Genomic DNA, 11,788 nt, shown 5'->3' with positions numbered 1-11,788 from the left:
AGGAGAAGGTTAGAAAATGAAAATTTCAATTTGTTGTATTTGTAACAAAATGTGTAATTATTTAATTTAGGCTTTCCTGTAACTTCGCACAGTGCTTTGAGCAGAATATTTACATTTGCAGTAATGGCATAGTTAAATAGTAAAGTGTGTTCAAAGTAATCCAAGATAAATTTAAGATTAAGTCCGCCAAAAAGTTTGTGGAGGATAAGCTTAATCAAGAAAGTTCATTGAACAATAAAAAAGGCATTGGTAATGTGGCGTGTATTGTAGACATGGACCAATTTAATAACGCAGAGATTTTTAAGGAGCTTAAAAACACCTTGGGATTAAAACCCAATGCGGTACAAATTATTGGTTATAAAAGGGGGAGAGATAAAAATGGCATGTTCTCAATTCCTTTTTGTACTGATAAGGATTTGGGATGGAATGGCTCTGTTGAAAATGGCGATTTTTCTGAGTTTATGGGTAGACCTTATGATGTGCTCATAAATTATTTTACAGATGATCGGTTGTTTTTAAAATTGATGTCGTTACATGTAGATGCCCGGATAAGAGTAGGGTTGGTAGGTGGTGATAACGCCTTGAGCGATTTAATTCTTGGAGCGCAAATGAACGATTATAACACGTTCAAAAACGAACTAAAAAAGTATTTGACAATATTAAATGAAATTTAAGCCATGGAGCAGTTTATTGGAACAGGTGTAGCGTTGATAACTCCATTTACCTCAGATTTAAAGGTGAATGTACCGGCTTTGGAAGCCTTGGTAGAATACAACATTGCAGGTGGTACAGATTATTTGGTAGTTTTAGGTACAACTGCAGAATCCGTTACACTTTCCAAAGAGGAGAAACAATTGGTGATGCAAACCGTTTCTAAAGTAAATGCAGGTCGCTTACCTTTAGTGGTTGGGGTAGCTAGTAATAATACAATGGCATTGGTAGAAGAATTACAAACCTTAGATTTTTTAGACTACCAAGCCATATTATCGGTGTCACCTGCTTACAATAAACCTACACAAGAAGGTATTTATCAGCATTTTAAAGCGGTATCCGAGGTAGCGCCACTACCTATTATACTGTACAATGTACCTTCTAGAACAGGTAGTAATATGTTGCCAGCAACAACGTTGCGTCTAGCAAGAGATTTTGAAAATATTATTGGTATAAAAGAAGCAATTGGTGACCCTAAACAAATAGATCAGTTGATACAAGATAAACCAGAGGATTTTTTAATCATTTCTGGGGATGATTTTACTGCCTTACAAACTGTTTTGGCAGGTGGTAGCGGTGTAATTTCTGTCATTGGACAAGGTTTGCCCGCTCAATTTTCTAAAATGATAGCGCTAGGTTTGCAAGGAGATAGTGAGCCAGCCTACGCAATACACCAATCACTTTTAAATGGAATGCATCTTATTTTTGAGGAAGGTAACCCAGCTGGGATAAAAGCACTTTGCGCGCAACAAGGTATTGGAAGTACCAATGTGCGTTTACCATTAGTGGCGGCTAGTCAGGAATTACAACAAAAAATAGCACAGTTTTTAAAGACGACACAGCAAGTACCTGCCTAATGCGTTAAAATTTGACTAAAACTTAAGAGGCAACTAGGTTGCCTCTTTTTTTTGATTCTAATTTGTGTTTTATAAATCCGTTGATAATCACTAATTTTGCAGAATGTTTTGGAAAAAGAGCACTAATCTTATTATAGCGTTAATGGGCGCTATCGTACTAACCTCTTGTAACGAGTACCAAAAAGTACTTAAGAATGAAGATGTTAAAGCAAAGTATGATTTAGCAGAGCGTTACTATAATGAAGGAGATTTTAAAAGAGCTAATCGCTTGTTTGAGCAAATAGCTCCAAAATATATAGGTAAACCGCAAGGAGAACGAGTGATGTTCTTTTTTGCAAATTCTTATTTTAAAACAAAACAATATTACTTGGCAGGATATCAATTTGAACGTTTTATCAAATCCTATCCACAAAGTGATAAACTACAAGAGGCCTCTTTTTTAGAAGGTAAGAGCTACTATAAAATGTCTCCAAAATATTCATTAGATCAAACAGATACAGATAAAGCCCTTGCTAAATTGCAGAATTTTATCAATACGTTCCCAGAATCAGAGTACTTTGAGGAGGCCAATAATATGGCGCAGGAGCTTACTACTAAAAAGCAGAGAAAAGAATTAGAAATAGCCAAACAGTTTGATAAATTGGGAGAATTTAACTATCCCATTTTGATATCTTCTATGACGGCTTTTAACAATTTTATCACAGATAATCCAGGTTCTGTTTATCGTGAAGATGCTTTTTATTACAGATTAAAATCTGCAATGACTTTGGCTGAAAACAGTGTTGCAGCAAAGCAAGAGGAGCGTTATCAGGAAGCTTTGGACTATTATAAGGCGTTATTAAAGTCTTACCCAGAGACCAAGTATAAGAAGGAAGTTGATAAGTTTTACGAAGTATTAAAGGAAGAACTGAATCTAGAACAAGAGGAAGTTGCTAAATAAAAGTTAGATTGTTACACATGAAGGATTTAAAAAATACCAACGCCCCAGTATCTACGGTAACGCACAACCGTAACGAGGTAGATACAAGAACAGAGAATATCTACGAGGCTATTTCTATTGCCTCTAAAAGGGCAATCCAAATCAACTCAGAAATAAAAAAAGAGTTGTTAGAGAAGTTAGAAGAGTTTGCTACGTACAGTGACAGCTTAGAGGAGGTTTTCGAAAACAAGGAGCAAATAGAGGTTTCTAAGTTCTATGAGAAGTTACCTAAACCACACGCTTTGGCTATCCAAGAGTGGTTAGATGACAAAATCTATTATAGAAATACAGAGAAAGACGCATAAATGTTAAGCGGTAAAAAAATCCTTTTGGGGGTAACCGGAGGGATTGCTGCATACAAAACGAGTTTTTTAACACGTTTATTGGTAAAAGCTGGCGCTGAGGTCAAGGTAGTAATGACCCCTAGCGCCAGCTCTTTTGTTACGCCTCTTACCTTGGCTACACTATCTAAAAACCCAGTACAGTTAGATTTTATTAATGAGGAAGATGGCGCTCTATCTTGGAACAACCATGTAGATTTGGGCCTTTGGGCAGACCTGATGCTTATTGCTCCCGCAACCGCAAATACCTTATCTAAAATGGCTAGTGGTCGTTGTGATAATTTATTAATGGCTACTTACCTTTCTGCTAAGTGTCCTGTGTATTTTGCCCCTGCGATGGATTTGGATATGTACAAACATCCAAGCACCAAACAATCTTTAGATACTTTAATAGCTTTTGGTAATATTCTTATTCCTGCAGAAGAAGGGGAACTGGCAAGTGGTTTAAGTGGACAGGGAAGAATGGCAGAGCCAGAAAATATTGTTGCATTTATCAATGCACATTTAAAACAAGGTTTGCCTTTGCATGGTAAAAAAGTCTTAATTACTGCAGGGCCAACCCATGAGGCTTTGGATCCTGTTCGTTTTATAGGGAATAAATCTACTGGGACAATGGGTTTTAGGCTAGCGGAACAAGCCGCTCATTTAGGGGCAGATGTAATTTTGATAGCCGGTCCAACCACATTACAAACAACAACTTCGCATATACAATTAATACGAGTAACTTCTGCAGAAGAAATGTACAATGCGGTACATCTATACTTTCAAGACGTTGCTGTGGTTATTAGTGCTGCTGCAGTTGCAGATTATAGACCTAAAACCATCGCAGTACAAAAAATCAAAAAGAAAGATGGCGAACCTATGGTACTAGAGTTGGAACGTACCAAAGACATATTAAAATCTTTAGGAGAGGCTAAAAAGAATCAGTTTTTAGTTGGTTTTGCTTTAGAAACCCAAGATGAAATGATGAATGCTAAAGGTAAACTAGAGCGTAAGAATTTGGATGCTATTGTTTTAAATTCTTTAAATGATGCTGGAGCAGGATTTGGAACGAATACCAATAAAATTACTTTTTTAGATAAGAATTTAAAGGTAAAAACGTTTGATGTAAAGACAAAAGCCCAAGTAGCTATAGATATTTGGGAAGAAATTATCCAGAGAATACATGCGTAGCTTTCTTATTTGTTTGTTTACTTGTTTGCTGAGTTTTGTGATAAAAGCACAAGAGCTTAATTGCGAAATAACCATTAATTCTGACCAAGTTGGGCAAACCAATCAACAGATTTTTAAAACCTTAGAACGGAGTTTAAATGATTTTGTAAACAAGAATAAGTGGACCAATAGAGTATACGGCGAAAATGAGCGCGTAAACGCACGTATGTTTATCACGGTAACCAATTACGAGTCGGACCGCTTTGAGGCAAACCTTCAAATACAATCTACACGTCCTGTTTTCAATACTTCTTATGAGAGCCCAGTCTTTAATTACAAAGACAACGCTTTTAATTTTCAATATCAGGAATTTGAACCTCTAGTGTATAATCCTAATAATTTTGAAAGTAATCTAGTGGGCGTTATTAGTTATTACGTTTATGTAATTTTAGGTTTAGATGCAGATACTTTTGCTTTGCAAGGTGGCGACGATTTTTATAGACAAGCCAGAAACATAGTGACACAAGCACAAGGAAGTAATTTTGCAGGCTGGGATCAAGATAGTGGTCAGCGTACACGGTTTGAGTTGATAGATAATCTATTATCTAACACTTTTAGAGAGTACCGTATAGCTATGTATAATTACCATAGAAAAGGACTAGATATTTTAGGGGATAATAATAGTACTGGTAAGCAAATAATAGCAGGGAGCTTGCGTCTTTTTGAAACCTTGATAAAAAGAAGACCAAATGCGTTTTTAATACAAACCTTTTTTGATGCTAAATCAGAAGAAATACAAAATGTTTTTTCTGACGGACCAAAGGTAGATATCGTTAAATTAAAAGAAACTTTAAATAAAGTTGCGCCTTTCTATTCTAATACTTGGAATCAGATAAAATATTGATGCCAATTAAGTTGTATGCTTATCTTTGCGATTCAAAATCTAAATTGAATTGCTTACCCAACTCACAATAAAAAATTACGCGCTAATAGACGACTTAAATGTTGGTTTTGAAAGCGGTTTTACTACAATCACCGGAGAAACTGGAGCCGGTAAGTCCATCTTATTAGGGGCCTTGTCTTTAGTATTAGGCAAAAGAGCAGACTTAAGCGCCCTAAAAAATCAAGATAAAAAGTGTACTATAGAAGGCACTTTTGCTATCAAAGCTTATCAATTAGAAGGCTTTTTTAAAGAAAACGACTTGGATTATGAGGAGGATTCTATCTTGCGTAGAGAAATTTTACCCAGTGGTAAATCTAGAGCATTTATAAATGATACCCCTGTTACTTTAGGTGTGCTTTCTAGTTTAGGAGAATTACTGGTAGATATCCACAGTCAACACCAAACAATGCAATTAACAGAAAACGCCTTTCAGTTTAAGGTGGTAGATGCGCTTGCAGGGAACCAAGCGGAATTATTGAAATATCGAAAGGAACTAAATGAGTATCGCAAACTAGTAAAAGCGTATCAAGAGCTACTCCAGTATCAAACGGAAGCTTCTAAAGAATTAGAATACAACACATTTTTATTAGAAGAATTGCAGGCTGCACCACTAAAGGAAGGAAAGTTAGCTGAACTGGAGGAGGAATACGAGCAACTAAGCAATGTTGAGCAGGTACAAGAATGGCTAGCTCAAGCACATCAGGTTTTAAATGACGAACAAATAGGTATGGTAAACACTGCAGCAGGTTTACAACAAGCCTTGCAGAAATTAGCCACTTTTGGTCAGCAATATGGAGTACTTAATAATCGGGTACAATCGGTAGCCATAGAGCTTGCAGATTTAGCATCGGAAATTGAAAAATTGAATGATACTATTGATGCAGACCCAGAGCGTTTAGAAATCGTAAACGGGCAGATGCAACAATTGCACACTCTTCTTAAAAAGCATCAAGTAAGTTCAGAAGAAGAATTACTGGCACTTAAAAAAGATTTGGAGGAGAAAGTGGATGTTTCTTTAAATATGGATCAAAAAATTGCAGCTAATGCCAAAGCAGTAAAGGAGCAAGAATCTATTTTAAATACTATCTGTGCATCATTACATCAAAATAGAAAAAAAAGTATACCCATTTTAGCAAATACGCTTCAAGAAAAAATAGCCTCTTTAGGAATGCCGGCGGCGACATTTAAGATAGAAATAGTACCTGCGGCAGACTTTAAAAGTAATGGAAAGGACGAACTTGTTTTTCTTTTATCTTCTAACAAAGGTTCTGCCTATGGCGAATTAAAAAAAGTAGCATCTGGGGGTGAATTGTCCCGAATTATGTTGGCAATAAAATCCATATTAGCATCTTATGAAAAACTACCGACGTTAATGTTTGATGAAATAGATACAGGCGTGTCAGGAGAAATTTCTAACCGAATGGGAGAAATAATGAAAGAAATGGGAGCTTATATGCAGGTTTTTTCCATTACACATTTACCACAGGTAGCTGCCAAGGGTAAGCAGCAATACAAGGTATTTAAGCAAGAGGTAGGGGATACCACCACAACACAAATGAAGCGTTTAGAAGAAGAGCAACGCATTGAAGAATTAGCAGAAATGCTAGGAGGAAAGCAATTTTCCTCTTCTGCAATGGAACATGCAAAAGAATTATTGGCTAATGCATAAGGCAGCTTTTTTTGCAGGTCAAATTAGTATATTTACAACTTAAACCAACAAAAATCACACATGGGTTATAACTTATTAAAAGGTAAAAAGGGAATTATTTTTGGTGCGTTAGACGAGAATTCTATCGCTTGGAAAACAGCTGAACGTGTGCATGAAGAAGGCGGTTCCTTTGTGTTGACCAATGCGCCTATAGCAATGCGGATGGGGCAGATTAATGAATTGGCTGCTAAAACTGGTTCAGAAATTATACCTGCAGACGCTACCAATGAAGAAGATTTAAAAAACTTGGTAGAGAAATCCATGGAAATCCTTGGTGGTAAACTAGATTTTGTACTACACTCTATAGGAATGTCTGTTAACGTTAGAAAAGGCAAGCACTATACAGATGAAAAGTATGATTGGACAGCCAAGGGGTGGGATGTGTCTGCGCTTTCTTTTCATAAAGTAATGCAATCCTTGTTCAAAGCAGATGCTATGAACGAATGGGGTAGTATTGTAGCATTAACCTATATGGCTGCACAACGTACATTTCCTGATTATAATGATATGGCCGATAATAAAGCTTACTTAGAATCTGTAGCGAGAAGTTTTGGCTATTTCTTTGGTAAAGAAAAGAAAGTAAGAGTAAATACCATCTCTCAATCTCCTACACCAACAACAGCGGGCCAAGGTGTTAAGGGGTTTGATGGTTTTATTTCTTATGCAGAAAAAATGTCTCCTTTAGGTAATGCAACAGCACAGGATTGTGCAGACTATACTGTAAGCTTGTTTTCTGATTTAACAAAGAAAGTAACCATGCAGAATTTGTTCCATGATGGAGGCTTTTCTAATGTAGGTGTTAGTCAAGAGGTGATTGAAGAATTTAGCAAATAATTTAGCATAAGCGTTAAGGGGCCATCCATTTTTATGGATGGCTTTTTACTTTTTAGACCATGGAGTCATTATATTATTCTTTTATTATACCTGTATACAATCGCCCAGACGAGGTGCAAGAGCTTTTACAAAGTTTGGTTAAGCAAGAATACGGTAAACCTTTTGAAATTGTTATTGTAGAAGATGGCTCAACAAAAGACAGTGCTGCTGTAGTGGAAGCATTTACAGAGCAGTTGCAAATTAGTTATTACCAAAAACCTAACTCCGGACCGGGAGATTCTAGAAATTACGGTATGCGTAAGGCTAAGGGAAATTACTTTATTGTTTTAGATTCAGATTGTATAATTCCGCCACAGTATTTAATGGAAGTAGAAAAAGAGCAAAATACCCGTTTTGTCCATTGCTTTGGTGGGCCAGATGCGGCACATGAGTCTTTTTCTAAAATACAAAAAGCAATTAACTATGCTATGACTTCCGTTTTAACCACAGGAGGCATAAGGGGTAATAAAAATGCGGTCGGTAAATTTCAACCCCGTAGTTTTAATATGGGTATTTCTAAACAAGCTTTTGAGGCTACTCAAGGATTTGGCAACATACACCCTGGAGAAGACCCAGATTTAACTTTTAGAATCTGGAACGCGGGCTTTGAAACTCGATTGTTTCCAGAGGCATACGTTTATCATAAACGTAGAATAGACTGGGACAAGTTTAAGTTACAAGTTCAGAAATTTGGCATGGTAAGACCAATTTTGAATAAATGGCATCCGAACACGGCTAAAATTACATATTGGTTTCCTACGGTATTTTTCATATTTAGCATTTTAGCCGTGTTTGCACCGCTATTTGGCTTTTACCTACCCTTAAAAATGCTTGCTTCCTATTTTATAGTATTATTTGTAGAATCATTAGTAAGGAATAAAAATTTAGAAATTGCTTTTTTATCATTGTATGCGGTAATAATTCAATTTTTTGGGTACGGTTGGGGCTTTTTAAAATCCACCTTGTTGGTTAACTTTAGCGGTAAAGAACCAGAAGAGGTTTTTCCTAAACTATTTTTTAAGAATTGAAAGCAACAAAAGACATAAAAAAATTAGTAGATAAACGTAAGTTTAAAGTATTTTCTTTGTTTTTGCTTTGTTCGTTTTTTGCATGGACTATTAATAAGCTTTCTGAAGCATACGAGTCTAGTGTAAGTTTTAATGTTGCCTATACACAATTACCAGATAGTTTAATGTTACCCCCAGATGCCCAACCACTAATCCCTGCCAAGGTTAAAGCTAGTGGCTTTAAATACTTAGGATATGCCATGAGTGCTAAAGAACTTCAACTGAACTTAAGCCAATTAAGAGAAGGGCGTACCGGTTTTTATTTAACAAATGCAGAAGTAAAAAGACAAATAAATCAACAATTACCTAGTAACATTGCCTTAATAGATCTTTTAGAGGAAGAGCATCAGGTAAAAGCTATGCTGGTAGATGCTAAAAAAGTACCAGTTATATTAGCTCTAGATTTGAGCTTAGCCCATAACTTTATAATGGAAGAAGCAGTGCAGTTGGTGCCAGACAGCGTTTTAATAAAAGGTCCAAAGGTAAAACTCGATAAAATACATAAAGTAGTCACAGAAAAACTTGAATTGCATTCGGTAAATCAAAATTTTAAGAGGCAAGTAGCTTTAAAACCTATAGAAAATGGGGAGAATCTGGAAATTGCTGCAACTTCTGTAACGGTTAAAGGAAAGGTGGTTCGTTTTTCAGAAAAAGAGTTTGTAGTGCCTATTAGTCCTTTGCATGTACCAGAAGGATATCAATTAAAGATGTTCCCCAATACAGTTAAATTGGTGTGCAAAGCAAGCGTAGATAAGCTTAAAGAAATTACTGAAGAAGATTTTGAAGTTTTTGTAGATTACAATTCAAAAAACGAACAAGAAGAACAAACCTTATATATAGAGTTGGGTAAAGACCCAGAAGGCGTGTATTCTGTAAAGTTGGTACAGAACAAGGTAGAATTTGTTTTAGAGAAAGAATGATTGTAGGGCTAACAGGAGGTATAGGTAGTGGTAAAAGCACGGTAGCCAAAATGTTTCAAGAATTAGGCATTCCTGTTTACATTGCAGATGAAGAGGCCAAAAAACTGATGCATACCCAACCAGAAGTCAAATCTGCCATTGTACAGTTATTGGGCAAAGACGCTTACTTAAATGGTAGGCTCAACAGGGCTTACATTGCAGATAAAGTATTTGCAAACAAAGGATTGTTGCAAGAATTAAATGCTATAGTGCATCCCGCCGTTCGTACTCATTTTTTAGATTGGGTAAAAAAACAAGAAGCTCCATATGTGTTGCAAGAATCTGCTTTGATATTCGAAAACAATAATGAAGCTAACTTTGATGCTGTAATTTTAGTTACAGCGCCAGAGGAAGTAAGGTTAGCACGGGTAGTAAAAAGAGACCAAGTAGCTCCAGAAAAAGTTAGGGCACGTATGGCTAACCAGTTAGCGGAAGCTGAAAAAAGAGATAGAGCCACTTTGGTTATTGAAAATACGCTTCTCTCTAAAACCAGGGAAAAAGTTGCCATAATACATCTAAATCTGTTAAAACAAGCTAGTTGCGATTAAAACTTTAACATTTTTGTTAAGGTTAGGTTAAACGGACAAGTCCCGAAATGTTAAATTTCTAATTTTGACTAAATGAACAAGAGAAAGTTTATTCTACTGGTCATTTTGATGAGTCTCTCGCTTGTTGGTATTATTTCCGTTCAAGTATATTGGATTAAGAAATCAGTATCAGATAAGCAAGAGCAGTTTTCAAATACTGTGGAGGATGTTTTAGATAAAGTTGCTGAACGGGTAGAAAGTAGAGAACGAAAAGACTACATGGACCGTTTGGTAGATTTAATAGACAGTGTAGGAAAACCAAAGACCTCTCATTACAAAAGCATATTTTTTGTAGATAGAGATTTAAATTCTGATGAGATGAAATTCTACTCCCATGGAATTCTGGAAGAAGGGTACGATATCTCATCCATGTTCTTTGACAACGCTTTAGATGACACGACTACGATTAAGAATTTTACTAGTAAGCGTACGACGACCATACTTAAGGAAGATTTTGGTTTAGATGGTAAACGTTATGCGCTAACCCCTATACAAAAGGTAGAAAAAATTGGAGGTCTTAGTGCCGTAGATAAAGCTGCTTATGAAGATGTATTTATGGAGCAGGCCAAGCTAGTGCCAATACATGAACGTGTTTCTAACCAGGAACTGCAGCTATCACTGCAAAAAGAACTAGAAGACAGGGGTATTGATATTGAATTTGAATATGGTATTTACAGCAAAGGTTTCCCTACAAAAGTGAGAACCAAAGGTTTTAAATTTGATAGAGGTACCATTTACGAAACACCAATCTTTAGGGATAGTGAAGGCGTTACTAACTTTTCTTTATTACTGACATTTCCAGAAAAGAAAAAGTTTTTGTTGAATAGTATCATGTCTATGGCCATCTTATCCTTGTTATTTACTTTGATAATTGTACTTGCATATTCTAGTGCTATTTATCAATTAATACAGCAGAAGCAAATTTCTGAGATTAAGTCGGACTTTATCAACAATATGACGCATGAGTTTAAAACTCCTATTGCTACAATTAATTTAGCGGTAGAAGCCATACGTAACCCTAAATCCATTACAGATCAAGAAAAAGTATTACGGTATTTGGGTATGATAAGAGATGAAAATAAACGTATGCATGCACAGGTAGAAAATGTTTTGCGTATATCTAAATTAGAAAAGAACCAGTTAGATATAAGTAAGGATAGGGTAGATGTGCACGACATAATAGAAGATGCAGTGACCCATGTAGATTTAATAGTGCAAGATAGAGGGGGGTATATTAATACGCATTTAGATGCAGCAAGAACGGAGATATTGGCCAATGATATGCATTTTACCAATGTTATTGTTAACATGTTAGATAATGCCATAAAATATTCTCCAGAAACTCCCAAGATAGATGTGTATACAGAAACGGTAAAGAACCACATTGTTATAAAGGTACAGGATCAAGGGTCGGGGATGAGTAAAGCGGTGCAAAAGAAAGTTTTTGAAAAGTTCTTTAGAGAGCATACAGGGAACATACACAACGTAAAGGGCCATGGTTTAGGATTGGCTTACGTTAAAAATATAATTGATGATCATCAAGGTGAGGTCTATGTAGAAAGTGAAAAAGGGAAGGGAAGTACCTTCTACATAAAATTGCCTTTAATTTAA

The 11,788-nt window shown here is 36.0% G+C and carries 12 protein-coding genes; all 12 read left to right on the top strand.

The window, feature by feature from the left end; translation table 11 throughout:
* Positions 1-146 precede the first annotated feature (146 nt).
* The 12 genes from HCO57_RS04635 to HCO57_RS04580 all read left to right on the top strand — a co-directional run bounded on the left by HCO57_RS04635 (position 147) and on the right by HCO57_RS04580 (position 11,788).
* Positions 147-674, top strand: coding sequence for a DUF6913 domain-containing protein (locus tag HCO57_RS04635; protein ID WP_317171106.1), 528 nt, complete (start codon positions 147-149; stop codon positions 672-674).
* A 3-nt stretch (positions 675-677) separates the two neighbouring features.
* Positions 678-1,568 (top strand): 4-hydroxy-tetrahydrodipicolinate synthase, encoded by an 891-nt coding sequence (gene dapA / locus HCO57_RS04630; protein WP_167988046.1) that lies wholly within the window; start codon positions 678-680, stop codon positions 1,566-1,568.
* Between the two features lie 103 nt (positions 1,569-1,671).
* Positions 1,672-2,508, top strand: coding sequence for an outer membrane protein assembly factor BamD (locus tag HCO57_RS04625; RefSeq protein WP_167988045.1), 837 nt, complete (start codon positions 1,672-1,674; stop codon positions 2,506-2,508).
* A 17-nt stretch (positions 2,509-2,525) separates the two neighbouring features.
* On the top strand, positions 2,526-2,852 hold the full coding sequence (locus HCO57_RS04620) for a DNA-directed RNA polymerase subunit omega (protein ID WP_136949687.1): 327 nt from the start codon (positions 2,526-2,528) through the stop codon (positions 2,850-2,852).
* The gene (gene coaBC, locus HCO57_RS04615; protein ID WP_167988044.1) at positions 2,853-4,061 is read left to right on the top strand and encodes a bifunctional phosphopantothenoylcysteine decarboxylase/phosphopantothenate--cysteine ligase CoaBC; all 1,209 of its coding nucleotides are present in this window, start codon (positions 2,853-2,855) and stop codon (positions 4,059-4,061) included. It begins immediately after the preceding gene.
* On the top strand, positions 4,054-4,944 hold the full coding sequence (locus HCO57_RS04610; protein WP_167988043.1) for a DUF4835 family protein: 891 nt from the start codon (positions 4,054-4,056) through the stop codon (positions 4,942-4,944). The genes coaBC and HCO57_RS04610 overlap by 8 nt, the downstream gene beginning before the upstream one ends.
* Before the next feature lie 49 nt (positions 4,945-4,993).
* Positions 4,994-6,652: a DNA repair protein RecN gene (gene recN, locus HCO57_RS04605; RefSeq protein WP_167988042.1), complete on the top strand. Its 1,659-nt coding sequence runs from the start codon at positions 4,994-4,996 to the stop codon at positions 6,650-6,652.
* Positions 6,653-6,712: 60 nt separating this feature from the next.
* Entirely contained in the window at positions 6,713-7,525 is an 813-nt protein-coding gene (locus HCO57_RS04600) for an enoyl-ACP reductase (RefSeq protein WP_136949691.1), read from the top strand.
* A gap of 59 nt (positions 7,526-7,584) precedes the next feature.
* Positions 7,585-8,592 carry a glycosyltransferase gene (locus tag HCO57_RS04595; protein WP_167988041.1) on the top strand — a complete coding sequence of 336 codons (1,008 nt, stop codon included), beginning with the start codon at positions 7,585-7,587 and terminating at the stop codon, positions 8,590-8,592.
* Positions 8,589-9,551: a hypothetical protein gene (locus tag HCO57_RS04590; protein ID WP_167988040.1), complete on the top strand. Its 963-nt coding sequence runs from the start codon at positions 8,589-8,591 to the stop codon at positions 9,549-9,551. Before HCO57_RS04595 ends, HCO57_RS04590 begins: the two co-directional genes overlap by 4 nt.
* Positions 9,548-10,138 (top strand): dephospho-CoA kinase, encoded by a 591-nt coding sequence (gene coaE / locus HCO57_RS04585; protein ID WP_167988039.1) that lies wholly within the window; start codon positions 9,548-9,550, stop codon positions 10,136-10,138. Before HCO57_RS04590 ends, coaE begins: the two co-directional genes overlap by 4 nt.
* Before the next feature lie 72 nt (positions 10,139-10,210).
* A complete protein-coding gene (locus tag HCO57_RS04580) occupies positions 10,211-11,788 on the top strand; it encodes a sensor histidine kinase (protein WP_167988038.1) in 1,578 nt (525 codons plus the stop codon).

Source organism: Croceivirga sp. JEA036 (assembly GCF_011882165.1).
Lineage (GTDB): Bacteria > Bacteroidota > Bacteroidia > Flavobacteriales > Flavobacteriaceae > Croceivirga.
Note: the sequence above shows the minus strand (reverse complement) of the source record. Positions and strands in the feature narration are given on the sequence as shown.